Genomic DNA, 25,882 nt, shown 5'->3' with positions numbered 1-25,882 from the left:
TCATGGACGCGCAGACCCTGCCCCGGTCCGTCGAAGCCAACGAGCGCCTGCACGCGCTCGTGCCCGGCGGCGCGCACACCTACGCCAAGGGTGAGGACCAGTACCCCGAGGGCCTCGCGCCGGTCATCTCGCACGGGCGCGGCGCGCACGTGTGGGATCTGGACGGGCACTCCTACGTCGAGTACGGGTCGGGTCTGCGGTCCGTGAGCCTCGGTCACGGCCATCCGCGCGTCGTCGAGGCGGTGCGGCGCGAACTGGACCGGGGCACGAACTTCGTGCGTCCGTGCATCGTCGAGCTGGCCGCCGCGGAGAAGTTCCTGGCCACCGTGCCGACCGCGGAGATGGTCAAGTTCGCCAAGAACGGCTCCGACGTCACCACGGCGGCCGTGCGGCTCGCGCGTGCGGCGACCGGCCGGCGGGTGGTCGCGATCTGCGGTGACCAGCCGTTCTTCTCCACCGACGACTGGTTCATCGGCACCACCGGCATGCCCGCCGGTATCCCGGGCGAGATCACCGGGCTGACCGTGCGCTTCCCCTACGGCGACCTGGCCGCGACCGAGGACGTGCTGCGGCGACACGACGTCGCGTGCCTGATCCTGGAGGCCGCGTCCGCGGTCGAGCCGCCCCCGGGTTACCTCGCCGGACTGCGCGAACTGGCCGACCGCTACGGTACGGTCCTGGTGTTCGACGAGATGATCACCGGTTTCCGCTGGTCGGAGGCCGGTGCGCAGGGTTGCTACGGGGTGACGCCGGACCTGTCGACGTTCGGCAAGGCGCTCGGCAACGGCTTCGCGGTGTCCGCGCTCGCGGGCAAGCGGGAGCTGATGGAGCTGGGCGGGCTGCGGCACTCGCGGGAGCGCGTGTTCCTGCTGTCGACCACGCACGGTGCCGAAACGCACTCGCTTGCCGCCGCGATGGCCGTGATGGACACCTACGTCGAGGAGGGCGTCGCCGCGCGGCTGCACGCGCTCGGCGAACGGCTGGCCTCCGGCGTGCGGGACGTCGCCGCGGCGATGGGCGTCGGCGAGCACGTCGTCGTGCGCGGGCGGGCGAGCAACCTGGTCTTCGGCACACTCGACACGGAGTTCCGGCCGTCCCAGCCGTACCGGACGTTGTTCCTGCGGCAGCTGATCGCCGGCGGGGTGCTCGGACCGTCCTTCGTGGTCAGCAGTGCGCTGACCGAGGCCGACATCGACCGCACGGTGGACGTGGTGGCCCAAGCGTGCGCGGTCTACCGCAAGGCGCTGGACGTCGAGGACCCCGCGCCGTGGATCGGCGGTCGTGCGGTCAAGCCGGTGTTCCGCCCCTACGCGTGACGCGGTCGATTCCCGCCGCCACGGCAGGCACGACGGCGAGGGCGACGCAGAAGCCGCCGAACGTGTCGCTCGGGTAGTGCACGACCATGCCGAACTGCGCCCACGCCTCGACGGCACCCGCGGTGGCCGCGGCGTAGAGCACCGCGGCGGTTCCGGCGCGCGGGCCCAGTCCGATGCGGTCGGCGAGGACGAACGCGAACACCAGCGCCATCGCGGTCACGACGGCCGTGTGCCCACTCGGAAACGACAGGTGTGGACCGTTGATCGTGCGCCCTGCCACGGGTTTCAGCAGCGTCGTCACCGCGACCGACAGGCCCGGCCCGAGGATCGCCAGCAGCGCGGAACGCCGGTGCCCGAGAACCAGGCAGATCGCGATCGACGCGGACACCAGCAGCCCGGCGCCGACCGGTTCACCGGCGAAGTCGACGATCTGCGCCAGAAGCCATTGCTGGGACGGGTAAGGGATGGCGCCGCCGGACGCCTCCAGCGCCCACCGGTCGAACGCGCTTGCGGTGCTTCCGCGGTACAGCAGGACACCGAGCACGACGACCGCCGCGGCGGCGGGCCAACCCAGGATCAGCATCGGCCGCCGCATGGCATCCGGCAGAGCGTTCCGTTCGGGCAGGACGGCGATGGTCACCGTTGGGAGTCGGTGCGCCGCGTGGGTTCGTTTCGCCGTAACGCGCCGGTGATCATCGGCGACTCGGGTATGAAGCCGCCAGCTCCAGGAGGGCCGCCATGCGCGTTCGGGCATCCGACATCTCGGCTCGCACCATCGGTGACGAGACGATCGTGCTGAGCCTGTCGACGTCGAGGTACTTCACGATCACCGGGGTCGGGACCCGGCTGTTCGAGTTGCTCGCCGAGGACCGGTCGCTCGACGACCTGGTGACGGCGATCGTGGACGAGTACGAGATCGACGCGGACACCGCGCGTCGTGACGTCGAAGCGTTCCTCGGCAGTCTCCGCGATGCTGAGCTACTCCACTGACACGCGGCTGTCCGGAGTGGACATCGCGCTCGGCTGTCCCTCCGGTGCCGCGCCGTTTCCGGCCGGTGCGGTCACGGACCCGGTGCGAGCGCTCCGAGAGGCGTTGCGGCCCGCGTTGACGCGCGAGCCTTGTGTGATCGCCTTTTCCGGTGGGCGGGATTCGTCGGTGCTGCTCGCGGTGGCCATGGATCTCGCAGCGCGCGAAGGGCTCGCGCCGCCGATCGCGCTGACGTTCCGGTATCCCGGCGACGCCGCCGCGAACGAGTCGGCGTGGCAGGAAGCGGTGATCCGGCACCTGCGCGTGGAGACCTGGGTTCGCAGGGACGTCCGGGACGAGCTGGACGTCATCGGACCGCTGGTCGCACCGGTACTGCTCGACCGGCGGAGCCCGGTCTACCCGGCGGCGCTGGGCAACACGCTGCTGCTCGCGGCGCACGCGCCGGGCGGGAGCCCGGTCACCGGGAACGCGGGGGACGAGGTGCTGGGCGGGCACCGGCTCGGGACGCTGCGGGCGGTGGCGCGCCGTCGTGGACGGGGGTTGACCCGGGCAGACTGGGGCCAGTTCGCACTGTGCATGGCGCCCGGGGCCGCGCGCCGGGTGGTGGCCCGCCGCGCGGCTCCGATGCCGTGGCTGCGGCCGGAACTGCGGCGCGCGGTGTGGCGGGAGACGGCGGAGCGGCCGATGAGCTGGCGCGCGAGTGTTCGCTCGGCGCTGGCCACGCGGGCTTTCGCGCTGGGCTTCGCGACGCGAGCCGCTGTGGTGGCGGGGTACGGCTGCCGCCTGGTGGAGCCGTGCGCGGACCCGTCGTTCGTGGCCTCCCACGCCGCCGCGCCGCCCATGACCCGAGCCGCCGGGACGCGGCTGGTGGCGGACGGGCTGCTGCCGGATGCGGTGCTGGCGCGGCGGGACAAGCCGAGGTTCAACGCTTCGCGGTTCGGGGCGCGATCGCGGGATTTCGCGCTCGGCTGGGACGGCTCCGGGGCGGACTCCTCACTGGTGGACCCGGACGCGTTGCGGGACGCGTGGTTGTCCGTCGAACCGCCGGCGTCGACGGCGATGCTGCTGCAGCAGGCATGGCTGGCCGGGAGGGAGAACCGGTGAGGCGGCGGGTACGGCTGGCCCGGGAGGTGCTGCGGGCGCTTCCGGCGATGGTGCGGATCGAGTTCCTGCTGCGCAGGCGCGACCTCCGGGAGACGTGCCGCCACCTCGGGGTGCGGTGCGATTTGACCAGCACGGCCGGCGCGACGTCGCTCGCCGTGTTGCCGCGGTACACCCGCGCGCCGATCCAGGCTTCGTACTTCGTGGTGTCGCGGTGGCCTGCCGGAGACACGTGCCTGCGGCAGTGCCTGCTGATCGGGCACCGGCTGCGCGAGCTGTCACCGGTGCTGCGGATCGGGGTGCGGCGCGAGGCGGACGGGGCCTTCTCGGCCCACTCGTGGCTGGAGATCGACGGCGGCGCGCTCGATCCCACGGCGGAGCGGTACGCGGTACTCGGATCGGCGAGGTGACCACGATGGACTTCACGTACCAGGCGCACGGCCTGACCATCTGGAGCGACGTCGAACTGGCGCTGCCCCAGGGTGACGGCGGCGAGCCGGATCTGGTGCTGCGGCGGGGCGCGGACCGCGCGGTGCCGGATTCGGCGTTGGCCGGGCGGCGCCGGGCCGAGCTGGCCAAGGCGGATGGCCGGGTGTTCTTCACCCTCGCCACGTCGTCCGACGGGACCGTGCTGCGGTATCCGGGGTTGTGCGACTTCGTGGGCGATCCGTTGCTGCGTGAGGTGACGTACTTCCTGGATCCTTCCGCCGATCACGGGTTGCTGACCGTGCTGGCGACCGGTGCGCTCTTGGCGGTCCATCTGACGTTGAACTCGCATCTGGTGCTGCATGCGAGTGCCGTTCGAGTCGGCTCGCGGGCGTTGGCCTTCGTGGGGGCTTCGGGGATGGGGAAGTCGACTCTGGCGGCTGCCTTCTGCGGGCGGGGCTGTTCGTTGGTCGCTGATGACGTGCTGCGGGTGGATCCGGATGGGACGGTGTATCCCGGCAGTACCGAGAACCGGTTGCGGATGGGGGCGCGGTTGCTGGCTGATGCCGCGCCGGCGTCCGATGTGCGGGCGACTGCGGATGGGCGGTTGGCGTTGCGGTCTTCGGTGGCTGCGGGCGCGTTGCCGTTGGCGGGTTGCGTGATACCGCGACCCAGCCGGGATGCGGAGCGGGTGTCCGTGGAGCGGTTGGCGGGGGCGCGGGCGTTCGTGCGGATGAGCCAGTTTCCGCGAGTGCTGGGGTGGCGGGATCCCGTGGTGATGGATCTGGCGTTTCAGTGGTTGGCGGATCTGGTGCAGCGGGTGCCTGTGTACGAGGCGGTGGTGCCCTGGGGGCCGCCGTTTTCGGGAGCGGTGCTGGATGAGTTGCTGACGGCTGTCTCGGGGTAGGCGCTGTACCCGATCTTTCAGTGTCCTTGGCGTCCAAGCTGGCCGGGGATCGGGTTGCGGGAGGGGGGTGGGACCCTCGCGTTGGCGGATGGTGGTGGCGAGCGCGGGGTCCGCGTGCGTGAGTGGGGGACTCGGCGCGCGGGAAGGTGGGACTCGCCGGGAGCCTCCGCGAGTCCCACCTTCCCGCGCGCGAGTTCTGGGTGCCCGCGCGCGAAGTCCGCGTTCCGTGTGGGAGACGGTCATCGGTAGGCGGCGGATTGCAGGCGGTACAGCTCGGCGTATTGGCCTGCTCGTGCCATCAGTTCGTCGTGTGTGCCGCACTCCACGACACGTCCGTCGTCGAGGACGTAGATTCGGTCGGCCATCCGGGTGCTCGAGAAGCGGTGCGAGATGAGCAGTGCGGAACGTCCGCCGAGCATTGCCCGCACGTCGGTGAACAGCTCGTGCTCGGCGCGCGGGTCGAGTGCGGCGGCGGGCTCGTCCAGCACCACCAGCGAGGTGTCCCGGTACAGGGCACGCGCCAGTGCCACGCGCTGCCATTGTCCGCCGGACAGGTCGGAACCCTCGTCCAGGTCGCGGCCCAGCATCGTGTCCAGCCCGTGCGGCAGGTCCCGCGTCACGCCCAGCACTCCCGCGCGCCGCGCCGCGTCGAGGACCTGGTCTTCGCTGCCGGGACGGTCGCCGTCGCTGATCGTGATGTTCTCGCGCAGCGTCATCTGGTAGCGCACGAAATCCTGGAAGATCACGGTGACCGAGGCACGCACGTCGGCCGCCGTCAGGTCCGCGTCGTCCCACCGACGGGTGCCCAGGTCCGGGTCGTACAGGCCGGCGACGATCTTGGCCAGCGTGGTCTTCCCCGAACCGTTCTCGCCGACCAGTGCGACGACCTCGCCCGCGCCGATCTCGACGTCCACCGAGTCCACCGCCGGCCGCTCCTGCTCGGGGTAGCGGAAACTGATGTCCCGCAACACGAGCCCCCGCGTCAACGGGCGCTTCTCCCCGGCGGGCAACGGACGCGGGGCCGACGTGGTGAACCGTTCCAGATCCTCGAGGAACGGCGCCGATTCGAGCAGGCCACCCACCGACGTGAACAGCGTGCCGAGCTGGCCGCTCAGCAACCGGACGGCGATCGCCGCCGCGCCCGCCGCGGGCAGATCGATGCGGCCACCACGCACGAGTCCGACGATCGCGAGCAAAGCCACCGTCAGCGACACCGCGACCCCGACCGTCGTGAGCGCGGCGATCACCTGGCGGCGCCGGACCTGCTGCCGCACCGCTACGTTGATGGTGTCGTTCAGCTCGCCGTGCCGGACCCGCAACGGTTTCGTCGAGTGGAACGCCCGCAGCTCCGCCGCGTACGGGCGCTGGGTCAGCAGCTGCCGCAGGTAGTTCCGACGGCGGAACAGCGGAGTCATCCGGTGCGCGAACGCGAACTCGGTGCGGCTCGCCCAGCGCGCGAGCAGTACCGCGGGCACCCCGGCGGCCAGCAGGATCGGCACCAGCAACGGCTCGACCCCGATCAGTACCGCCGACATGGTGACCACCCCGAGCAGGCTGCCGGTCAGCCCGAGCAGTGCCGTGGTCACCGCGAACGGCCGGGTGAGCGCGTTCTGCTGCACGCGTTCGAGTGAGGTCGCGAACCCGGACGACTCGTAGGTCACCAGGTCGGCACGGGCCGTGGTGTCCAGCACCCTGTCCCAGACCCGCTGCGACACGCGTTCGCCGAGCAGCCGGTGCTGTTGCGTCTGCAACGCACTGACCGAACCGGACAGTGCGGTCATGAAGGCGAGCGCGAGCAACGAAACGGTGAGCCCGAAGCGGGCTCTTTCCGGCTGCAGCAACGCGTCGAAAGCGAGCTTGCTGGCCGCGACCACCCCGAGCGCGCCGACGGCGCCGATGAGCTGGTAGACCGCGGCGGTGACGGTGCCGAACCGGTCGGCGGCCGCGACCTCACGCGTCGCGGCCGCGATCAGCCGCGGTGTGACCACCGAAGCCCGCACGATCCGCCTGATCCCCACCGATGAAGCGTACCTGGCGGAAAGCGTGTTCCAGCGCGTCGAGAGGAATTATCGCGGTACCGGTTGGGCAACTTCATCAGCACACTCGCCGAGCGGTCGTAACGGCCTGACGCATTCGGGCGAATCCACGGTGAGGTCTTCGGCTTCCCGTTCGTCGCCGAGCAACGGAAAGGAGTGACATGAAGAAAGAATATGCCGCGTCCCGCATCGACGACGTGGGCTCGTTGTCCGAGCGCACCCTGGGTCAGTCGACCGGGAGCAGGCTGGACGCGGATTTCGCCGCGGGCCCGATTTCGGTGACCTGATGTTCTCCTGGCCGAGATTTTCCTGTTCCCCCGGAAAGCGGGGGGAGGTGAACACATGCGCGAGCCATATGCCATCCCGGAAATCACGCTCCTGGGCTCGGTGACGGATCTGACCCAGGCGAACCTGTTCGGTCAGAAACCGGACAGCCTGACCTGGCTGGTGCCGATCCTCGGCGACAACAACGACTACTCGTGACGATCCACCGGTCACGGAGCCGGTGATGCCGCCGGCTCCGTGACCGCCGGGGGAGAAGGTGAGCACCTCGTGCCGCTGTACACAATGGACCCGCTGGAGATCGCGGGCGGGTGGATCAACGGGTACGACCTCATCCCGTTGCCGCCCGGCGTCCCTGGTGAGCCGCGGCGCGTGCTCGACCGGATCCTGCTCGCGCACCTGACGCGGACGCCGTGCCTGGTCGCGTTTTCCGGTGGGCGTGACTCGTCGTCACTGCTGGCAGCGGCCGTCGGCCTCGCCCGGCGTGCGGGATTGCCGCTGCCACTGCCGATCACCCTGCGCTACCCGGACGCGCCGGAGTCGGACGAAACCGCGTGGCAGGACGCGGTGCTGGCGCACCTCGGGATCACCGAACGCATCATCCTGACGGTGCGCGACGAGCACGACGCCGTGGGCTCGATCGCGACCGCGGTGTTGCGGCGGCACGGTCTGGTGTGGCCACCGAACTTCACCCCGACGTGGCGGATGATGGACGCGGCGCGCGGCGGAGTACTGCTGACCGGCGAGGGCGGGGACGAGGTGTTCGGGCTCAAGCGCATCACGCCGCTGACGAAGGTGCTCAAGGCGCGTGGCCGTGTGCGCCCCCGGGTGTACCCGGACGTGGCGCGCGCACTCGTCCCGGCGGCCGTCCGAAGACGGGCGGCGCTGCGCAACCGGTACCGGCGCCCGTGGTTGCGCGCCGCGGCGGACGAGATCCTGGCGGAGCGGGACGCGGCCGACGCGGCCGCGTACGCCCTGCATGCGGGCCGTCACGCCTGGCAGTTCACCACCCGTCGCTGCGCGCTGGTGGCGTACCGGACGATGCGGGCGCTGGGGTCCGAACTGGACTGCCGCTACGTGCAGACCTTCGCCGAGCCGGACTTCGTGGCGGCGATGGCGCGGGCCGCCGGCTTCTGGGGGTGGAGCGGCCGCACCGCGACGATGCGCGACGTGTTCGGTGACCTGTTGCCGCGCGAGATCCTGGAACGCGGCACGAAAGCGACCTTCACCGGTGCCGTGTTCACCGAACGCACCCGCGCGTTCGCGCGGACGTGGACCGGCCGGGGCGTGGATCCGGAGCTGGTGGATCCGGAGGCGCTGCGGGACAACTGGCTTTCGCCGGAACCGCACGCGCCGTCGATGACCCTCCTGCAGCAGGCGTGGCTCGCCTCGGCCTGAGCCGGGGCAGGGCTACCTGACTGGCGTGCCTTTGCGTACCTCGCGCAGGGCGTAGGTGAATCGCCGCAGGGGGGAGCGGTGCCGGTCCGCCGTGTATTGCGCGTCGGGGAACACCAGGGCCCTCAGGTAGCTCGGCTTGTCCCGCCAGGGAAGCACCTTCAGCGTTGCCACGGCTTGCGCCGTGAAGGTCTTCCCGGCGTGGGTGTGCAGTGCCAGCCACGACTCCTCCCGTGCGCTGGGTACGTACGCCACCGCCCACCGGGCCAGTGGGCCGGGCACCTTGATACCCAGCAGCCGCACCGTGTCCGCCACCGCAGCGGCGACGACGGCTTCGGCGCCCCACGACGCGGCGAGCCGCAGCACCGCGGAGCTGTCGCGGTCGAGCCTGCGCAACATCTCCGCCACGTCCCGCAGCGACCCGAGCCGCAGGGGCCAGTCGCCGAGCGCGGCGTGGTAGCACGCGTGCATGAAGCGGTTCGGCAGCGACAGCGCGAGCACCTGACGACCCGCGACGGTGAACGACTGCCCCGAATCCCACACCGCGTCGAGGTCCACCATCCGGCCCCACGGACCCAGCACGAACGTCCGGTGCAGGTCCAGCTCGTACCCGGCGGGCGGGCGCAGCGTCATGCCCTTGTCGAACCGCCGGTCGAAACCCGGCCGCGGCTCGGCCAGGGTGCGTTCGAACCCGGCGGTGCCCAGCACCTCGACGGTCCGCTCGATGTCGTCCGCGCGCACCAGCACGTCCAGGTCGTTGAACGACCGCAACGCCGGGTCCGGGTAGTCCAGGTGCGCCACCGCGGCGCCCTTGAGCAGGCGCGACTCGATGCCGGCGCCCTCCAGCAGGTCGAGCACCCGCAGCAGTTCGCGCTCCAGCGCCAGCACCCGCATCTGGTTCCGGGCGTGCGCGGACTTGACCGACTCCGCCTGCTCACCGGTCGCCGCGAACGCGCCGGCGGCGATCGCCGCCATCAACAGGCCCGTCATCCGGTGCTTGCGCGCCGCGGCGAGCACCGCGTCCCACTCCGCGGACGGCAACGGTTCGGCCGGGAACGCCCGGTCGGCGCCCGGCAGCCGGTACGCCGCCACGGCGAGCAATGCCGCCGGGTATTCGGATTCCGCGCACAGTTCGCGTCCCATGGGAACCTCCGCTCATCCGTGCGGGCGGCCGTCGAACGTGCTGCCCGCGTCCTGCCGGTAGGGCGCCGAAGTCCAGTCCGCCGCCGTCACCGTCGTGCTCATGTCCGGAACCGTGAACCGCCAGGGGCCGAGGTAGGTGTTGTCGTGCCACCGGTTGCCTGCGGAGAACACGATGTGCTGCTGGATCACGTCGCCCTGGTAGGGTGACCACTCCGGTGAGCTGCCGTAGTTCGAGAGCAACGCCATCCGGCCGCAGAACTCCACCGGGCAGCCGCCGTCGACCGCGGCCGGGTCGAAAGTGAACGTGTTGCCGTGGACGTCCAGGTCCGAGGTCCACCACCGGCAGTCGGTGAACAGCGGCTCGCGGGTGATCGCCGGGGGTGAGCACACAGCGGTGTTTTCCGGTCCGACCAGGAGCGTGCAGTCCGATGTCGTGGACGCCGTGGAGTTGCAGAACCGGTCCGCGTTCGCCCACGCGACGACCCCGCCCCAGTTGTTTTCCAGCAGGTTGCCGGTGACCTCGATCTTCGCGGTCCGCGCGGGCACGCGCGCGTCGCCGTCGGTCTCGGACAGGTAGATCGCACCTGCCGGGAACGGGTCGCGCTCGCCGGCGAACTCGCGCCCGGTCGCCCACCCGTTGTTCCGCAGGGTGTTGCCGCGGATCGTCGCGTTGTAGGAGATCTCGTAGAAGATCCCGGTGCCCTCGTTGTCCTCGATGAGGTTGCCCTCGATCAGGAAGTCGTTGTTGTTCGTGTCCGCCCACAGGCCCGTGCCGCGGTTGCGGTGGATCCAGTTGTTCCGGACGTCAGCGCCGTTCACCGCCCAGAACTTCATCGCGCCGGTGCAGCCGCAGCCGGGCATCTGGGATTCCCAGTCCTCGGTGTTGTTGCCGGTGAACTCATTGCCCTCGACCACGAGCCCGGTGATCCGGTTGCCGGACTGGTAGGCGTTGAGGCCGTACTGCCCGTTGTCGCGCAGGCAGTTCCCGGTGATCCGGTTCGCGGCGCCCGCCATCAAAGCCGCCCCGCGGTTGCCGGTCAGGGTGTTGTGCTCGACGGTCCAGCCGTCGCCGGAGTCGTGGTTGACCACGCCCTCGTCGCGTGGCGCGACGAAGTTGCGGACCGTCAGGTACCGGATGGTGACGCCGGTGGCGCGTCCGGTGATCGCGTACCGGTTGTCCCGGTTGCCGTCGAGTACCGCGCCGGGCCCGCCGAGCAGGGTCGCGTCCTCGCCCGGCGCGATCTGCGAGTACTCGCCGGGGGCCAGCGTGTGGACGCCGGGCGCGAACCAGTACGTCGCGCCGGGGGTGCCGAAGTCGAAGTCCGCGTTGCTGCCCGACGGGACCACGACGGCGCCCGGTGGCGGGGTGGCCGGACCGGTGAGGGACGGGCTGCCGCACACCGCGGCAGGCGGAGCGGATCGAGCCGGGGCGGCGTTCGCCACGGGCGGGGCACCGACGGGAGGGGCAGGATCGGGGATGGAAACGGCGACGATCCCCGCCACCGCGAGGACACCCGCCCCGAGCGCGAGCGCCGCCACGCGGCTGCTCGTCTTCATCCACTGGCCCCCGTCCGTAGCTCTGTCCGTCTACAGGAGTCGTCGTGGCGGGAAGCGCCGTTACCCCTTGACCTTCACCCGATCGGCTAGTCGATCGATGACCAGGCCGGTGGCGATCACCAGCGTGACCGCGGAGCAGAAGCCGCCGATCGTGTCGGTCAGGTAGTGGACCCGGGACGCGGTCTGCGACCACGACATCGCCGCGCCGCACAGCAGGGCCAGGCCCAGCACGAGGGGCAGCCCGCGGGCGCGGCCGAGCCGGAACAGGTCGGTGAGCAGCAGTCCGACGACTATTCCGAGCGAGGTGAGCAGTGCCGTGTGCCCGCTGGGGTAGGACAGGTGGTCGCCGTTGATCACACGTTCCACCAACGGTTTCGCCACCGTCGTGACGACCCCGGTCAAGGCGGGGCCGGCGAGGGAGAGCAGCGCCAGCCGCCTGCGTTCCAACGCGAAGCAGATCGCCGCGAGGATCACCACCAGACCGCCTGCCCACAACGGATCACCCGCGGTGCCGATGGTCCAGGACACGTCGTACCCGAACCCGTCCCCGTCGACGCTGCCCTTCAACGCGTCGTAGGCGCTCCGGTCGAGCCCGGTCCCGGTACGGTCTCCGGCGAAGAGCACCGCGAACACCACGGAAACCGCGGCCGCGGCGAACGCCACCGCCGCCAGTGGCAGGCGCAGCGCGAGCGGGATGGCGGGAGGGGGCGTCGAGGTGTTCATCAGCTCCAGATGTCGCGGTGCACGTTGAAGATGACCCGGGATCCGAGCCGCTCCAGTTTGATCGGGAGTTCCCGCATGGTGGTGAGCCGGTCGCGCACGGCCTGCTGGTGTTCCAGCGGGCAGGTGACCAGCAGGAACCCGCCGCCGCCCGCGCCGGTGACCTTCGCGCCCGAGGCGCCTGCCGACAGCGCCGCTTCGACGGCCTCGTCGATCTGCGGGTTGGACACGCCGGAGGCGAGCGCGCGCTTGGCTTCCCAGCTCTTGCGCAACGCGGTGCCCAGCGCGGACAGGTCCCGGCCGCGCAGGCCGTCCGCCGCCTCGCCCGCCAGGTCGCGCAGCTGCCCGAGCTGCGGTAACCGGTCGCCGATGTTGGCGTTCTGCTCGCCCAGGATCGTGTCGGCGCTGCGGGTGATGCCGGTGAAGAACAGCATCAGCTCCTCCTGCAGCTTCCGCCGGTCCGCGGTGGGCAGCTCGATCTGCTCGACACCGACCCCGTCGCCGGGCCCGAACTGCAGATCGCACAGTCCGCCGAACGCCGCCGCGTACTGGTCCTGCTTGCCGATCGGCTTGCGGCACCGGTCGATCTCGATGGCGCAGGCCCGCTCGGCCAGCTCCTCGGCGGTCACCTGTCTGCCCTGGTAGGCGAACAGCGCGTGCAGCAGCCCGACGGTCACCGAGGACGACGACCCGAGCCCGGACCCGGCCGACGGGATGTCGGCGAGCGTGGTGATCTCGACGCCGCTGCGGACCCCGGCCATGTGCAGGGCCTCGCGCACCAGCTCGTGCTCCAGGTCCTCGACGCGGGAGACGATTTCCTTGCGCGAGTAGTTCACGTAGATCTCGTCGTCGAAACGTTGCTTCACCACGACGTAGACGTACTTGTCGATGGCCGCGTTGAGGACTCGGCCGCCGTGCTCGCGGTAGTAGCTGGGCAGGTCGGTGCCGCCACCGACGAGCCCGATGCGCAGCGGGGTCTGGGTGATGATCACGATGCTCGCCTGCCTTGCCATTCCGCCCGGGCGCGTGCCAGTGCTTCCGGGGTGCCGATGTCGAGGAACCAGGAATCGCCGAGCGGGACGGCGCGGGCCCGCCCGACGAGCTCCGGCAGCAGGTCGTAGCCGATGTCGCGGGCCGGTGGCGCGACCAGGTCGAGGACGGCGGGGGAGAACGCGTACATCCCCGCATTGGCCAAGTCACTCGGTGGCTCGGCCGGTTTCTCGGCAAAGCCGGTGATCAGGCCGTCGGAGACTGTGAGGATCCCGCACCGCGTCGGATCCGGAGCGTGGAACACCGACAGCGTCGCGATCGCCCCGCCGGCCCGGTGCTCCTCGATCAGGATCCGCAGGTCGAAGTCGGTGAGGTTGTCCGCGTTGAGCGCCAGGAACATGTCCTCCCCGTCGACGAACCCGCGGTTGGCCCACAGCGTGCCCGCGCTGCCGAGCAGTTCCGGCTCCTGCACCGCGTGCACGAGGAGACCACCTCGTCGCTCGGCGAGGTGCGCCCACACCAGCGGCGCGAGGTGGTGCAGGTTGATCAGCACCTCGTCGACACCCGCCGCCTCCAGCGCGTCGAGCCAGACGTCCAGCATCGTCTGCCCGCCGATGTCGACCAGGCACTTGGGCGTGTGGTCGGTCAGGGGCCGCAGCCGCGTGCCCTTCCCTGCCGCCAGAAGGAACGCCTTCACGCTTCCGCCCTGCGGACCACGCCGAGCGCGCGCATCGTGGCGTCAGCCTCGGCCAGAATCGCGTCCAGGCCCGGCATGCCGCGCAGCCACGACGCGTACTCGGCGACCGAGTCGGCCGGGGTCCGCGTGGGCGACCAGCCCAGCTGTTTGAGCGCGTCGATGTCGGAGGTGATGTGCCGGGTGTCGCCGAAGCGGTACTCGCCGCTGATCCGGCCCGGCAGCGCGGAACCGTACTGCCGTCGCACGATCTCGGCGAACTCCTGCGTGGTGTAGCCGGTGCCGCCGCCGACGTTGAACACGCGGCCCGCCGCGCGGTCGTCGGTCAGCACCAGCACGTTCGCGTCGACGACGTCGTGGATGTTGACGTAGTCGCGGATCGCCCGGCCGTCCTCGTACAGAGTGGGCGCGCTGCCGAGCAGGTAGTGCAGGTTGAAGATGCGGCACGCGCCGGAGTAGGCGTTGAACACGGACTGCCGCGGCCCCTGCACGATGCTGTAGCGCAGGGCGACCGTCGGGATGCCGTACCGGCGCCCGAGGTTGACCGCCACCACCTCCCCGCCGTGCTTGGACATGCCGTAGGCGTTCTGCGGGTTGGCGATCCGCTCCGGTGTCGGCAGCATCTCGATCGGCCCGCCGCAGACCACACAGCCCAGATCCCAGTTCGCCTGGATCAACGCCGACTCCGGCCGCATGTCCGGCGTCTGCTCACCGTGCTCGGGGCAGCGGTAGAGACCTTCGCCCATCGCGGCCTGCGAAGACGCCACCACGATCCGCGCCAGGTCGAGTTTCTCCGCGACGACGATCTCGTAGAGCATCGCGGTCGAGGTGACGTTGACGTCGGTGAACTTCGCGAAGTCCGGCAGGTAGTCCTGGTAGGCGGCGAAGTGGTAGACGGCGTCGGCGCGGCGCAGCAGGTTGCGCATCAGGTCGCGGTTGCGCACGTCCCCCTCGTAGAACTCGACGCCGGGCGTGAGGTGCTCCGGCTTGCCGCGGTGCACCGGCGCGGCGAGCACGTCGAGCACGGTCACCTCGTGCCCGAGCGAAACCAGCCGGTCGCACGTGTGCGAACCGATGAATCCGGCGCCGCCGGTGACCAGGACCCTCATTCGGCGTGCCCCTCGTGGACTTCGCGGTAGACCTCCAGCGTCCGCTCGGCGGTCGCCGCCCAGGTGAACTCGCCCGCGCGTTCCGGTCCGCGCAGGCGCAACCGCTCGCCCTCCGGACCGCACGCCTTGACGATCTGGTCGGCGATCGAGTCGGAGTCCTTCGGATCGGCCAGCAGCGCCGCACCGCCCGCGGTCTCCGGCATCGCCGTGACGTTGGAGGTGACCACCGGGCACGCCGACGCCATCGCCTCCAGGATCGGCAGGCCGAACGTCTCGTTGTGCGACGGGTACACGAACACGTCGGCCGCGCGGTAGAAGTGCACGGTCTCCTCCAGCGGCACCCCGCCGACCCACACGATGTCGCCCGCCACACCCAGTTCGGACGCCAGCGCTTTCAGCTCGCCGACGTACTCGGTGTCACGGCCCGGTCCCACGACCACCAGCTGCCGCCCGCCCAGCTCGGACTTCGCCGCGGCGAACGCGCGAATCAGACCCTCGCAGTTCTTGTACGGCCACAACGAAGACACGAACAACACGAAGTTCTCCCGCACGCCGTAGCGCCGCGAGACGTGCTCGAACGCCTCGTCCCGGTCCCCCGGGCGGAACAGGTCGTGGTCCACGGCCTCGGGGATGAGCCGGATCTTCGCCGGATCGACTTTCAGGTACTGCTGGACCTCGTCGACGAGGCTGCGCGAGTTGAGGATGATCGCGTCCGCGAGACGGGCCGTGCGCGGGTAGCTCAGCTGCCGGTACAGCCGCGCGGCCGGTGTGATCGCCTGCGGTGTCGTGTAGGCGTGCAGGGTCTTGATGTGCACCACGAGCTTCGGCGCCGACCTGACGATCGGCGCCATCAGCGTGTTCAGCACGTCGATCTTGCCCAGCGGCAGGCGCAGCGGTGAGTACACGTGCTCGGACAGCGTCCGAAGGTTGCGCTTCTCGTTCGACCACGGGTAGGTGATGTAGTCGACGCCCCGCCCGTACCCGGAGTGCGTCGGCCGCGATTTCGGGCTCACCATCAGGTGGAACGACTCGCCGTCGGTGAGCCGTTTCGCCATCTCGGGGATCACCCGGGTCCAGAACCAGTGCGCGCCCGAGGGGTTGACCGGATCGTCGGTGAGCAGGTTGATCGCGACGCGCATGCGGTCAGAAGGTCTGGGAGGCAACGGCATCTGGGGTCATCCTCGACTGTCGGACGTACTGGGCCAGCAGGTGCATGCACGCCTGGTGGGCGTCTTCGACGATTCCGTAGTTGGTGGAGTCGACGTGGAGGCAGACGTGGGCGCGACGGCGGGCGGCGCCGCCTGCGAAACCGGTGAGCGAGATGGTGTGCATCCCGTTCGCCACGGCCCAGTCGATCGCCCGCACGATGTTCGGCGACCGGCCGGAGGACGAGATGGTGATCAGCACGTCACCCGGCCGCGCCTGCGACTGCAGCTGGTAGGAGAAGACGTGCTCGTAGCCGAGGTCGTTGGCGATGGCGCTGAACAGTTCGACGTTGGTGCTCAGGCTCAGCACGCGCGCCGTGACGCCGGTGCCGTTGCGGACGCCCTTGAGGTGATCGCACTGGAGGTGGTTGGCGATCGACGCGGATCCGCCGTTGCCGCAGGCGAAGATCGCCGCGTCGCGGTCGTGCGCGTCGTTGAGGATCTTCGCCGCGCGGCTGACCTGCTCCAGGTCGACGGTGGCGAACGCGCGGGCCAGCTCGTTGACGTAGGCACCGCCGTAGGAGTCGGCGCGGTGGAACCGGGCGGCGGGGAACTTGACCGGCCGTTCGTCCCGCGTGACCATGGCCAGCTCGCCGTCGCCGAGGATGAACCGCACCGCGGCGGCGAGGTCGGCGAAGGTGTCCACGTTGTCGACCGCCGACCCGGCCGGCCCGACGTGCAGCGGCTTCGCACCGACCGCGCGGGCGAGGCCGACGTCGGAGGGGCTGTCGCCGACCACCCACGACTTGGCCAGGTCCAGGTCGAGCGCCTCCGCCGCGGCCAGCGCCATGCCCGGCCCCGGTTTGCGGTCGGCGCTGCGGCGAGCGAACGCCTGTACGATGCCGTCCGGGTGGTAGGGGCAGAACAGCCACAGGTCGACGTGCGCGCCGTGCCGCGCCATCTCGGCGATCATGTGCTTGTGGACCTGCTCGACATCGGCGATGCCGTAGTAGCCGCGCGCCACCCCGGCCTGGTTGGTCACCACCGCCACCGGGATGCCCGCGCGGTTGAGCGCCGCGATGGCCTCGATGGACCCGTCGATGAACTCGACCCGGTCGACCGAGCCGACGTACCCGCTGTCGACGATGATCGTGCCGTCGCGGTCGAGCAGAACCCCTGGCTGGCTCACGGTTCCACCACCTCTTCCGGTTGCTTGGAGGTCGCGCGCGGACGGGACACCGTTACGCCGTCGCGCGTCACGACCCGGTCCTTTGTGGATCGAGGTATCCCGCGCGCTGTCCCGGCGAGGTGAGCAGCCCAGCCGCGACAGCCAAATGGAGCAGGTACGGCGACGCATCGCCGAGCCCGGCCTCGGTGTAGGAGGCGGCGAGGCAGTAGGTGATGAGGAACAGCGCGCACGCCCGCTGCGGCGACGGCGGGCGCGAAACCGCCACGACGACGAGCGTGATCAGGAACAGTGCCACGATCGTCACGCCGAGATACCCCTGTTCGTGGTAGACGGCGAGCCAGCTGTTGTCGATCGGCAGCCCGTCGAAGGACTTGTTGGACAGTCCGGTGCCGAAGACCTCTTCGAACCACGTGCGTGGTTCGTCCAGCAACCGTTCCCACACCTTGGCGCGCCCGGTGAGGTTGCCGAAGTTCTCCGAGTCCTGTCCGCGCAGGATCCACGTCTGCAGCAGTGGTCCCAGCAGTCCCGCCGCGATCCCGGCGACCGCGATGCCCCACGCGAACGTCCGGCGCGCCCGCGCGCTGGTGAGCCACATCGACGACATCGCGATGACCAGCCCGACGACCAGGCCGAGGGTGGCGGTGCGAGTGTGCGTCAGCACCAGCAGGACGACCGCGGGCCCGCCGACGAGTGCGACGCTACGGGCGTCGGTGAGCTTGGTGATCCACAGCAGCACGGCCAGCCCCGCGGCGATCGCCGCGTACTGCCCGATCTGGGTCGGGGTCAGCGGCCACAGCACGCCGGTCAAGCGGCCGTCGTTGAGCTCCGGCATGGCCGACCCCGGCGAGATCACCAGCCCGACGGCGACCGTGGCCAGCAGCACGGTCAGCACCCCGATGTGCTGCCGCACGAACCGCATCGACCCGTTCATCCACGGGCTGATCAGCCACAACGTCCCGGTGAACAGCCCGAGCCGTGCGCACCGGAACAGCGATCCGATACCCGACTCCATCCGCACGCTGCTCGCGAAACTGGCGACCAGCAGCAGGCTGAGCAGCATCAGGAACGCGCTCGGCCGGACCTTCAGGCGCGGGTTGGCGAGCAGGGCCAGCGCGAACGCGATGCCCACCGCGCTCATCGTCAGCGCCTGCGTCACCGGCCGCGGCACCGGGATGAGCGCCGAGACGCCTTGGGTGGCGAGCGTGTTGAAGATCAGCAGCGCCCAGATCGCGCCGAGGATCTTCCCGGTGTTCGGGCCCTCCTGGACCGAGTCGTCCTCCAGCGGGCGGCCCCGCGCTTCGGCGAGGCTCATCAACCGCCACCTCCCACCGCGAACGTGCTGCCCTGGTCCTGCCGGTAGGGCGTGGCCTGCCACTCGGTCTGCTCGACCAGCGTGCTGGCGTCGTGGGCGACGAACGTCCACGGGCCGGTGTAGTCGTTGCCGTACCAGCGGTTGTGCTGGTCGAACGTGATGGCCTCGGGCACGGTCTCCGCCTGGTAGGGCGACCAGTCCGGGGAGCTGCCGTAGTTGGACAGCACGGCCATGCGCGCGCACATCGCCTGGCAGTCGATGGCCTTCGGGTCGACGGCGAAGCGGTTGTCGTGGATCTGCACGTTCTGGGTCTTCCACCGGCAGTCGGACAGCAGCGGCTCGCGCAGGATTCCTGGCGGGGCGCACTTCGCGACATCGCCGACGACGAGCGTGCAAGTGCCGGTGGAGGTGTTGGCCGGGCTGTTGCAGAACCGGTCCGCGTTCTCCCACAGCGTGATACCCGACCAGTTGTCCTCCAGGTCGTTGCCATAGATCTCGATCTTGTCCGTGCGGGCGGGCACCCGCGCGTCGCCGCCGGACTCGGAGATGTAGATCGCCGCGGTGGGGAAGTTGTCGTCCCGGTCGACGAACTCGCGGCCGCCGACGACGTTGTTGCGCTTCATCGTGTTGTCGCGGATGACCGCGTTGTAGGAGGTCTCGTAGAAGATCGCGTTGCCGTCGTTGTCCTCGATGAGGTTGTTCTCGATCAGGAAGTCGTTGTTGTTGGTGTCCGCCCAGATACCGGGACCGCGGTTGTCGTGGATCCAGTTGCCGCGGATGTCGGCGCCGTCGACCTCCCAGAACTTCATCGCGCCGGTGCAGCCGCAGCCGTCCGGGTACTTGCTCTCCACGTCGTCGGCGTTGTTGCCGACGAACTCGTTGCCCTCCAGCAGGAGGTCGGTGACTTCGCCGCAGCAGGCGTTGAGCCCGTACTGGCCGTTGTCCTTGAGGCAGTTGCCCTTCATCACCTGACGCGCGCCTGCCATCAGCGCGGCGCCGTGGTTGCCGGTGAGCAGGTTGGACTGGATCAGCCAGTCGGCGCCGGAGTCGTGGTTGACCACGCCCTCGTTGTCCGGCGCGTCGAATCCGGTGACGGTCAGGTGCTCGATGGTCACCCTGCTCGCCTTGCCGGTGAAGGCGTACCGGTTGAGGTCACGACCGTCGACGACCGCGCCGGGGGCTCCGACGTAGCGGTTGCCGTCCTTCGGCGCGATCTGGTCGAACTCGTCGGTACCGAGGGTGTGCGTGCCCGGTTTCAGCCAGAACGTCGTGCCCGCCGGGCTCGCCTTGGTCTTGGCCTGCAGGTCGCCGGGGATGGCCGGGTCGACGACGACCGCTCCGGCGGGCGGTTCGGCCGGGCCGGGCGGCAGGGTGGCGCAGGCGCCGTGAACGGGCAGTGCCATCGTGGTGTTCGCCTGGTCGCTGCCCGGGGTGCAGCCCAGCACGGCCAGGGGCGAGAGCACGCCGAGGAGCACCATCACCCAGCGGGTTCGTGTGGTCGTTCGTGCGCGCACGGCGGAAGCACCTCCTAGTCGGAAAAGCGCAAGAGTGTGGTGAGGACGCCGCCGCGCCCCGTGAGACCGCTACCGATCAGCGTGGTGGCCGGTTCGCGGCGGCCGTAGCCGGCCGAGTACCAGCCGAGCGGGGGGTCGGTCTGCCCGCGGTGGGGCGTCCAGGTCAGCCCGGCGGGCAGGTCGAGGACGGCGGCGTGTTCCCGGCCGCGCGAGGTCCAGGTGAGCAGGGCCGTTCGGTCGGACAGTTCGGCGGCGACGCGGGGTCCGATGTGGAACGCCAGCCGCGCCGGGTGGTGCCGCTCGGCGGTGATCTCGTCGCTGATCCGCAGCTCGCGGTGCGCCGGATCGAGTTCGACCGTCCGCCGGTGCGTGGCCACGCGGTACCCGTCGTGTTCGGCGCACCAGCGCAGCACCCCGCCGCCGGGGCGGGCCAGCACACGGGTGTTCGCGTGCCGGGTCCACAGGAACGGTCCGCCCGAGGTGGCGGAGTCGGTGTCGTCGAGCTGCACCGTGTTGTGGCCGAGGGTGGACCGGAAGTAGGCCCGCCACTCGGGTTCGCCGTGGTAGCAGTAGGTGCCCGGGTCGGCGAGGATGTCGATGCCGTCGTGGCGCACCTCCACCGACAGCGCGTCCGCGTGGGCGTGCGCGGCGATCGAGGTGAACCCGTGCGGACCACCGTCGCAGCGGCACCAGATCTCGCCGTGGCCGTCGCCGGGCGGGGTGCGCAGCAGCGTCAGTCCCGCGTCGGCGAAGTGGTCGGTCCGGGTGCGCGGCCGGTCCGGCGAGGGGTGGGACCGGGCGAGCGCGGCGAGCAGCGGAGTGCGGGCGTCGCCGCCGCGCGGGGCGGGCCACCAGTCGAGCCGTCCGAAGAGGGCGGCGCCGGTGGACAGCAGCGAGGACCAGCGGTCGGTACCGGCGCCGTCGAGGACCAGACCGTGGCCGTCGTCGCTGTCGCCCTGACGCGGCGGGTGCAGCCGGACGTCCACGACGGCAGCGAGCGCGTCGGTCATCCGCCGCAGCGTGGCCCACAGCGAGTCCGGCACGGCGATCCCGGCCGCTTCGGCCTCGACCGCGGCCGCCACGCCCAGTTCCAGGACCAGACCGTGGTACTCGCTGGCCAGCTCCCGGTTCAGGCCGGAATCGAACGTGTTGTGCTGGAGGTGTTCGTCGAGCGAACGCAGGGCCGCCGACCGCCAGCCGTCCGATTCGGGGAACCACGGGAACGCGCAGGCGGCGGCCAGCTGCCCGGCGGCCTCGGCGATGACGTGGTTGTTCGCCGACGACCCGCGGCTGGGAAACGTGGCGAGCCACCGCTGGTGGTGCCAGATCTGGTGCAGCGCCTCGGGACTGTCCTCGAACAACCCGGCCGCGCCGTCCCAGCCGTCGAGCAGCCGCCGCACCCACACCCAGGACAGCAGCCGGATGCCCAGCTCGATCCCGCTGACCCAGTGCACGCTCGTCATCGGCGGGTTGGCCGCCCACCACCCCTTGAGGTGGTCGGCGACGCGCTGCGCGTAACGGCTGTCGCCGGTCAGGGCGTACGCGGTGGCCAGCACGGTGAGGTGCTGGTGCCGGGACGGTTCCCAGATCTGCTTGATGTCGCCGACGACGTCTTCGAGCCGGTAGGGGATGTCGAAGGCGAAGGTGTCGGCAGGCGCGCGGCGTCCGGTCTTCGGGTCCAACGACCAGTCCGGGCTCACCATGTCGTGACGCACCACGCCGAAGTACTCGGCGCGCCCGTCGAGCAGCCGGTCCGCGGTGTGCAGCACGCGGGCCCGCGCGTCCGGTGGGACGACGGCGAACGTGCCCTCGCTCAGCGTGATGGCGAACCCGCGCCGCGGCAGGGGAGTGGACGGTTCGGGCAGCCCGCCCCGCAGCCGCCGCCGGTTCAGCACGTCCGCCGCACGCCCGGCGACCTCGCGCGGTCCCATCCGCGACAGCCGCCGCAGGTACCAGCCGGTGTCGGTCATGCGGACGTTCCGATCCGGACCGGCGCCCCACTGGCCAGGCTGGTCTGCACCGCGATCGTGGCCAGCGTGGTCGCGACCAGCGACTCCAGCGGGATCGGCATCGGGCCGCCGGAGGTCACCGCGGTGACGAACGCGTCCAGCTCGGCGTTCTGGCCCTTGTCGCGGCCCTTCGGGATGCGCGAGCTGGCCCAGCGTTTGCGCGCGTACACCGAGGCGCGCGCGAAGTCGTCGAACTTCAGCACCCTGCCGTCGGCGACGACGTCCAGCGTCTCCTTCGGGAAACCGGCCGAACCGCTGGTGGCGTAGGTGATCGCCGCGGTCGAGCCGTCCGGGTAACGCAGCAGGATCTGCAGGTCCTGCTGGTCGGGGGTGGCGCAGGCGTAGACCGAGACCGGGTCGGCGCCGAGCAGCCAGCTCACCGTGTCGATGAAGTGGCCGCCCTCGCCGGCGAACCGGGTGCCCTCGGAATCGGCCTGGTTGTACCAGCTGCCGTGCTCCAGGCGGCCCGCGTTGACCAGGTAGCGCACCGACGCCGGGCCGATGCGCCGTCCGAACTGGCTCCTCGCCTCGTGCAACAGGGGCGCGAACCGCCGGTTGAACCCGACCTGCAGCGCCTCGTTGCCGGATTCTTCGATCGCGCCGAGCACCTTGCCCAGCTCGGCTTCGCTGAGCGCGAGCGGCTTCTCGACGAACACCGCTTTGCCGGCCAGCAGCGCGCGGCGGGTCAGCTCGGCGTGCGAACTGTGCCGGGTCACCACGAAAACCGCGTCGATGTCCGGATCGGCGAGCGTGGCGTCGACGTCGGTGGAGGTCTCGGCGAACCCGAACTTGCGCTTGGCGTTGGCCCCGGACAGCGCGGACGTGGTGACCACGCGCCGCAGCGACACGTCCTCGCGCTCGGCCAAGTGCGGCAACAGCATCGAGGACGCGTAGTTGCCCGCTCCGATGAACGCGGTCCGCACCTTGCCCATGCGCTGGGACGTGCGGATCGGCGCACGGTCCGGAATCGCGGCGGTGAGCGAAGGTTCGGCAGGGCCGGGACCCACGCCCGGGTACCGGAACAACACGGCGACGGCCTTGAGTTCGCCTTCGTCGAGCCTGCGGTAGGTCTCGACCGCCGTGCCGAAGTCGGCGACGTGCGAGATCAGCGGCTCGACATCGACCCGGCCGCGCGCGATCAGGTCGAGGAAACACTCCAGGTTGCGGCGCTCGGTCCACCGCACGTAGCCGATCGGGTAATCGCGGCCGCCCAGTTCGTACTCGGGGTCGTAGCGGCCGGGCCCGTACGAGCGAGAGAACCGGATGTCCAGTTCCTTTTCGTAGTAGGCGTTCCACGGCAGGTCGAGGCGGCACTTGCCGATGTCGACCACCCGCCCGCGGTCGCGCGCCAGCTTCGCGGCCAGCTCGACCGGTTCGTTCGTGCTGCCCCCCGCGGCCAGGTACACCTGGTCGACGCCGTGCCCGCCGGTCAGCTCGCCGACCGCGACCTCCACCTCACCGGAGGACGGGTGTCCGCACACCGACGCGCCCAGGCGTTCGGCGAGCTTGCACCGCTCGGCATCCGGATCGACGCCGACCACCCGTACCCCGGACGCGGACAGCAGCTGCACCACGAGCTGCCCGATCAGGCCCAGCCCGATGACGAGCGCGACGTCACCGAGCTGCGGTTCGCCACGCCGGACGCCCTGCATCGCGATCGCACCCACGGTGGCGAACGACGCGTGCCGCGGTTCGACCCCGGACGGCACGCGCGTGTAGAGGTTCTTCGGCACCCAGTTCAGCTCGGAGTGCAGCGCGTGCTCGTTCCCAGCGCACGCGACGAAATCTCCAACGGACACATCGGCTGTGTCTTTCAGCCCGTGGCCGACCTCTTCGACCACCCCGCACAGCGAATATCCCAGCGGCGTATAGGAATCGAGCCGGTTCATCACCTTGCGGTAGGTGGCGCCGACGCCGTTGGTCGCGACGCTCTGCATGACCTTCGCGACCTGGTCCGGCCGCGAGCGTGCCTTGCCCAGCATCGACATGCTCGCCTCGGACACCTTCATCATCTCGGTGCCGGTGGAGATCAGCGAGAACGCGGTCCGCACCAGCACGCCGCCCGGCTTGCACGCGGGCGCCTCGACGTCCAGCAGCGCCAGCTCGCCGCTCTTGTAGTTCTGTACGACCTGTTTCACCAGGGCTCCTCACGCTGCTCGCTCGGCCGCACCGGCTTCGGTCGCGCCGCGGTACCAGTACTCCAGGGTCAGGACGTGCCAGAGGTGCTTGGACCGGTCCTCGCGGCCCGCGGCGTCCTCGTCGACCAGCTGCTGCAGCGCCTCGCGCCGCAGCAGACCGGACCGGACCAGCGCGCCGTCGTGCACGACCTCGCGCACCAGCGGCGCCAGGTCGCGGCTCATCCACGCTCGCAGCGGGGCACTGAACAGGCCCTTCGGCCGGTAGACGATCTCCTTCGGCAGGATCGAGGACGCCGCCTCCTTGAGCGCCGCCTTGCCCTGCCGCCCGGCGATCTTGCGGTTGCCGGGCAGGCTGAACGCGGCCCGGACCACCTCGACGTCCACGAACGGCACCCGCACCTCGGTGGAGGCGGCCATGGTGGAGCGGTCGGTGTAGGTCAGGTTCAGGCCCGGCAGGAACATCCGCGCGTCGGCCAGGCACATCCGGTTGACGAAATCGTCCAGCAGGTTGTCGTGGTAGGTGTCGGCGTGCTCGGTCAGCACGTCGTCCACCGCACCGGCCAGGTCGGGGTTCACGAGCCCGAGCAGCTCGTCCCGGTCGTACATCGTGTAGCTGCGCCGGAACGCGGTCTCCTCGGGCAGTTCGGCGAAGGAGAGGAACCGCTTCGCGAAGCGCACCGAGCGGAACCCGCGCTTCGAGGTGGCCACCGGCAGCCGGTCCACAAGGGACGCGGCCGGCCTGCGCACACCGCTCGGGATCTTCTGGTACCGCAACGCGATCAGGTTCGCCAGGTGCTTGCGGTACCCGGCGAACAGCTCGTCCGCGCCCATCCCGGACAGCATCACCTTCACGCCGGCCTCGCGCGCGGCCGTGCAGATCAGGTAGCTGTTGATGGCCGCCGGATCGCCGATCGGCTCGTCCAGGTGGTAGGTCAGGTGCGGCAGCAGTTCCTGCACGTTCGGCGCGATCTCGATCTCGTGCAGGTCCACGCCGAAGCGCTCCGCCACGGTCCGGGCGTAGCGCAGATCGTCCGGCATCGCCTCGAACTTGGCGTCCTCCGCACGGAAACCGATGGTGTAGGCGGAAATTCCGGGCTGGTACTTCGCGGCGAGCGCGGTCAGGTAGCTGGAGTCCAGCCCGCCGGAGAGGAACGTCGCCACCGGCACGTCGGACAGCAGGTGCTTGCGCGTCGAGTCCTCGACGACCGCGGCGAGGTCCGCGGGCGGCCCCGCCTGCGCCTCCGCCGCGACGTCACGCAGGTTCCAGTACTGGCCGGTGTCGACGCGGCCGTTCGGATGGCAGCGCATCCAGGTGCCCGGCGGCAGCTTGCGCGCCTCGCGGTAGGCGCAGCGGCTGTCCGGCACCCAGTAGTACAACAGCGACGCGACCAGCGTGGTTTCGTTGACGTGCAGCCCGCCGACCGCACCGGCCAGCGCCTTCAGCTCCGAGGCGAACGCGATCCCGTCCCCGCGGCGCACGTAGAACAACGGCTTGATGCCCAGCTGGTCCCGCGCCAGGAACAGCTCACCGGTGCGCTCGTCGAAGATGCCGAACGCGAACATTCCCCGCAGCCGCGGCAGGCATTTCACGCCCCAGCGCCGCCATGCCTCCAGCAGCACCTCGGTGTCGGAGGTACCGCGGAACCGCACGCCGTGCGCCGCCAGCTCGGCGCGCAGCTCGGGCGCGTTGTACAGCTCGCCGTTGTAAGTCAGCGCCAGCCCGCCGGACACCATCGGCTGCGCGCCCGTCTCGGACAGGTCGATGATGGACAGCCGCCGGTGACCGAGGTGGACGTCGCCGTGGTCGTAGCGGCCCGAGCCGTCCGGTCCGCGGTGCGCGAGCGTTTCGGTGAGCCGGTCGGTCAGCGGGCCGCCGTCGGGCCAGCGGAAAGTTCCTGCGATACCGCACAT

At 70.7% G+C, this 25,882-nt stretch carries 23 protein-coding genes; 8 read left to right on the top strand and 15 right to left on the bottom strand.

Features of this window, described 5'->3' with window-relative positions; all coding sequences use genetic code 11:
* The first annotated feature begins 2 nt into the window (after nt 1-2).
* Complete coding sequence (locus HNR02_RS06310; RefSeq protein WP_179772247.1) at nt 3-1,316, top strand: glutamate-1-semialdehyde 2,1-aminomutase; 1,314 nt, start codon at nt 3-5, stop codon at nt 1,314-1,316.
* Here HNR02_RS06310 and HNR02_RS06305 read toward each other — a convergent pair.
* A complete protein-coding gene (locus HNR02_RS06305; protein WP_179772246.1) occupies nt 1,288-1,956 on the bottom strand; it encodes a phosphatase PAP2 family protein in 669 nt (222 codons plus the stop codon). The two genes, HNR02_RS06310 and HNR02_RS06305, sit on opposite strands and share 29 nt — an antisense overlap.
* 98 nt (nt 1,957-2,054) lie before the next feature.
* Between HNR02_RS06305 and HNR02_RS06300 the strand changes: the two genes are divergently transcribed.
* The 4 genes from HNR02_RS06300 to HNR02_RS06285 are packed head-to-tail and all read left to right on the top strand — an operon-like array spanning nt 2,055 to nt 4,738.
* Nucleotides 2,055-2,306, top strand: coding sequence for a PqqD family protein (locus HNR02_RS06300; protein WP_179772245.1), 252 nt, complete (start codon nt 2,055-2,057; stop codon nt 2,304-2,306).
* Nucleotides 2,287-3,408: an asparagine synthase-related protein gene (locus HNR02_RS06295; protein ID WP_179772244.1), complete on the top strand. Its 1,122-nt coding sequence runs from the start codon at nt 2,287-2,289 to the stop codon at nt 3,406-3,408. The genes HNR02_RS06300 and HNR02_RS06295 overlap by 20 nt, the downstream gene beginning before the upstream one ends.
* A complete protein-coding gene (locus tag HNR02_RS06290; RefSeq protein WP_312860920.1) occupies nt 3,405-3,815 on the top strand; it encodes a lasso peptide biosynthesis B2 protein in 411 nt (136 codons plus the stop codon). Before HNR02_RS06295 ends, HNR02_RS06290 begins: the two co-directional genes overlap by 4 nt.
* A 5-nt stretch (nt 3,816-3,820) precedes the next feature.
* Nucleotides 3,821-4,738, top strand: coding sequence for a hypothetical protein (locus HNR02_RS06285; RefSeq protein WP_179772243.1), 918 nt, complete (start codon nt 3,821-3,823; stop codon nt 4,736-4,738).
* A gap of 239 nt (nt 4,739-4,977) precedes the next feature.
* Here HNR02_RS06285 and HNR02_RS06280 read toward each other — a convergent pair whose 3' ends face one another.
* Nucleotides 4,978-6,756 carry an ABC transporter ATP-binding protein gene (locus HNR02_RS06280; RefSeq protein WP_179772242.1) on the bottom strand — a complete coding sequence of 593 codons (1,779 nt, stop codon included), beginning with the start codon at nt 6,754-6,756 and terminating at the stop codon, nt 4,978-4,980.
* 179 nt (nt 6,757-6,935) lie between these two features.
* Between HNR02_RS06280 and HNR02_RS06275 the strand changes: the two genes are divergently transcribed.
* From HNR02_RS06275 to HNR02_RS06265, 3 genes are all read left to right on the top strand, one after another.
* On the top strand, nt 6,936-7,061 hold the full coding sequence (locus HNR02_RS06275) for a putative RiPP precursor (protein ID WP_218914263.1): 126 nt from the start codon (nt 6,936-6,938) through the stop codon (nt 7,059-7,061).
* 55 nt (nt 7,062-7,116) lie between these two features.
* Nucleotides 7,117-7,257, top strand: a complete 141-nt coding sequence (locus HNR02_RS06270; RefSeq protein WP_179772241.1) for a hypothetical protein — start codon at nt 7,117-7,119, stop codon at nt 7,255-7,257.
* A 69-nt stretch (nt 7,258-7,326) separates the two neighbouring features.
* Entirely contained in the window at nt 7,327-8,454 is a 1,128-nt protein-coding gene (locus tag HNR02_RS06265; RefSeq protein ID WP_312860919.1) for an asparagine synthase-related protein, read from the top strand.
* Nucleotides 8,455-8,466: 12 nt separating this feature from the next.
* Here HNR02_RS06265 and HNR02_RS06260 read toward each other — a convergent pair whose 3' ends face one another.
* The 13 genes from HNR02_RS06260 to asnB form a co-directional block, all read right to left on the bottom strand.
* A complete protein-coding gene (locus HNR02_RS06260; protein WP_179772240.1) occupies nt 8,467-9,594 on the bottom strand; it encodes a nucleotidyltransferase family protein in 1,128 nt (375 codons plus the stop codon).
* A 12-nt stretch (nt 9,595-9,606) separates the two neighbouring features.
* Entirely contained in the window at nt 9,607-11,151 is a 1,545-nt protein-coding gene (locus tag HNR02_RS06255; RefSeq protein ID WP_179772239.1) for a right-handed parallel beta-helix repeat-containing protein, read from the bottom strand.
* A gap of 60 nt (nt 11,152-11,211) precedes the next feature.
* Nucleotides 11,212-11,874, bottom strand: coding sequence for a phosphatase PAP2 family protein (locus tag HNR02_RS06250; protein ID WP_179772238.1), 663 nt, complete (start codon nt 11,872-11,874; stop codon nt 11,212-11,214).
* Nucleotides 11,874-12,863 (bottom strand): GHMP family kinase ATP-binding protein, encoded by a 990-nt coding sequence (locus HNR02_RS06245; RefSeq protein ID WP_179772237.1) that lies wholly within the window; start codon nt 12,861-12,863, stop codon nt 11,874-11,876. Before HNR02_RS06245 ends, HNR02_RS06250 begins: the two co-directional genes overlap by 1 nt.
* On the bottom strand, nt 12,860-13,558 hold the full coding sequence (locus HNR02_RS06240) for a nucleotidyltransferase family protein (protein ID WP_179772236.1): 699 nt from the start codon (nt 13,556-13,558) through the stop codon (nt 12,860-12,862). The genes HNR02_RS06245 and HNR02_RS06240 overlap by 4 nt, the downstream gene beginning before the upstream one ends.
* Nucleotides 13,555-14,664 carry an SDR family NAD(P)-dependent oxidoreductase gene (locus HNR02_RS06235; RefSeq protein ID WP_179772235.1) on the bottom strand — a complete coding sequence of 370 codons (1,110 nt, stop codon included), beginning with the start codon at nt 14,662-14,664 and terminating at the stop codon, nt 13,555-13,557. Before HNR02_RS06235 ends, HNR02_RS06240 begins: the two co-directional genes overlap by 4 nt.
* Nucleotides 14,661-15,803: a glycosyltransferase family 4 protein gene (locus HNR02_RS06230; RefSeq protein ID WP_179772234.1), complete on the bottom strand. Its 1,143-nt coding sequence runs from the start codon at nt 15,801-15,803 to the stop codon at nt 14,661-14,663. Before HNR02_RS06230 ends, HNR02_RS06235 begins: the two co-directional genes overlap by 4 nt.
* Before the next feature lie 4 nt (nt 15,804-15,807).
* Nucleotides 15,808-16,998 carry an HAD-IIIA family hydrolase gene (locus tag HNR02_RS06225; protein WP_179772233.1) on the bottom strand — a complete coding sequence of 397 codons (1,191 nt, stop codon included), beginning with the start codon at nt 16,996-16,998 and terminating at the stop codon, nt 15,808-15,810.
* A gap of 67 nt (nt 16,999-17,065) precedes the next feature.
* Entirely contained in the window at nt 17,066-18,310 is a 1,245-nt protein-coding gene (locus HNR02_RS06220; protein WP_179772232.1) for an O-antigen ligase family protein, read from the bottom strand.
* Nucleotides 18,310-19,788, bottom strand: coding sequence for a right-handed parallel beta-helix repeat-containing protein (locus HNR02_RS06215; RefSeq protein WP_179775733.1), 1,479 nt, complete (start codon nt 19,786-19,788; stop codon nt 18,310-18,312). The genes HNR02_RS06220 and HNR02_RS06215 overlap by 1 nt, the downstream gene beginning before the upstream one ends.
* A gap of 50 nt (nt 19,789-19,838) precedes the next feature.
* Nucleotides 19,839-21,794: an alginate lyase family protein gene (locus HNR02_RS06210; RefSeq protein WP_179772231.1), complete on the bottom strand. Its 1,956-nt coding sequence runs from the start codon at nt 21,792-21,794 to the stop codon at nt 19,839-19,841.
* Complete coding sequence (locus HNR02_RS06205) at nt 21,791-23,971, bottom strand: bi-domain-containing oxidoreductase (protein ID WP_179772230.1); 2,181 nt, start codon at nt 23,969-23,971, stop codon at nt 21,791-21,793. Before HNR02_RS06205 ends, HNR02_RS06210 begins: the two co-directional genes overlap by 4 nt.
* Before the next feature lie 9 nt (nt 23,972-23,980).
* A complete protein-coding gene (asnB, locus tag HNR02_RS06200) occupies nt 23,981-25,882 on the bottom strand; it encodes an asparagine synthase (glutamine-hydrolyzing) (protein WP_179772229.1) in 1,902 nt (633 codons plus the stop codon).

Origin of the sequence: Amycolatopsis endophytica (assembly GCF_013410405.1) — a bacterium.
In the GTDB taxonomy this organism is placed as follows: domain Bacteria; phylum Actinomycetota; class Actinomycetes; order Mycobacteriales; family Pseudonocardiaceae; genus Amycolatopsis_E; species Amycolatopsis_E endophytica.
Note: the sequence above shows the minus strand (reverse complement) of the source record. Positions and strands in the feature narration are given on the sequence as shown.

Excerpts from the sequence above, each read along its gene's own strand:
- HNR02_RS06310 (WP_179772247.1), top strand. The coding sequence starts at position 3 with ATGGACGCGCAGACCCTGCCCCGGTCCGTCGAAGCCAACGAGCGCCTG.
- HNR02_RS06300 (WP_179772245.1), top strand. The coding sequence starts at position 2,055 with ATGCGCGTTCGGGCATCCGACATCTCGGCTCGCACCATCGGTGACGAG.
- HNR02_RS06295 (WP_179772244.1), top strand. The coding sequence starts at position 2,287 with ATGCTGAGCTACTCCACTGACACGCGGCTGTCCGGAGTGGACATCGCG.
- HNR02_RS06285 (WP_179772243.1), top strand. The coding sequence starts at position 3,821 with ATGGACTTCACGTACCAGGCGCACGGCCTGACCATCTGGAGCGACGTC.
- HNR02_RS06275 (WP_218914263.1), top strand. The coding sequence starts at position 6,936 with ATGAAGAAAGAATATGCCGCGTCCCGCATCGACGACGTGGGCTCGTTG.
- HNR02_RS06270 (WP_179772241.1), top strand. The coding sequence starts at position 7,117 with ATGCGCGAGCCATATGCCATCCCGGAAATCACGCTCCTGGGCTCGGTG.
- HNR02_RS06260 (WP_179772240.1), bottom strand. The coding sequence starts at position 9,594 with ATGGGACGCGAACTGTGCGCGGAATCCGAATACCCGGCGGCATTGCTC.
- HNR02_RS06255 (WP_179772239.1), bottom strand. The coding sequence starts at position 11,151 with ATGAAGACGAGCAGCCGCGTGGCGGCGCTCGCGCTCGGGGCGGGTGTC.
- HNR02_RS06250 (WP_179772238.1), bottom strand. The coding sequence starts at position 11,874 with ATGAACACCTCGACGCCCCCTCCCGCCATCCCGCTCGCGCTGCGCCTG.
- HNR02_RS06235 (WP_179772235.1), bottom strand. The coding sequence starts at position 14,664 with ATGAGGGTCCTGGTCACCGGCGGCGCCGGATTCATCGGTTCGCACACG.
- HNR02_RS06230 (WP_179772234.1), bottom strand. The coding sequence starts at position 15,803 with ATGCGCGTCGCGATCAACCTGCTCACCGACGATCCGGTCAACCCCTCG.
- HNR02_RS06220 (WP_179772232.1), bottom strand. The coding sequence starts at position 18,310 with ATGAGCCTCGCCGAAGCGCGGGGCCGCCCGCTGGAGGACGACTCGGTC.
- HNR02_RS06215 (WP_179775733.1), bottom strand. The coding sequence starts at position 19,788 with ATGGTGCTCCTCGGCGTGCTCTCGCCCCTGGCCGTGCTGGGCTGCACC.
- HNR02_RS06210 (WP_179772231.1), bottom strand. The coding sequence starts at position 21,794 with ATGACCGACACCGGCTGGTACCTGCGGCGGCTGTCGCGGATGGGACCG.
- asnB (WP_179772229.1), bottom strand. The coding sequence starts at position 25,882 with ATGTGCGGTATCGCAGGAACTTTCCGCTGGCCCGACGGCGGCCCGCTG.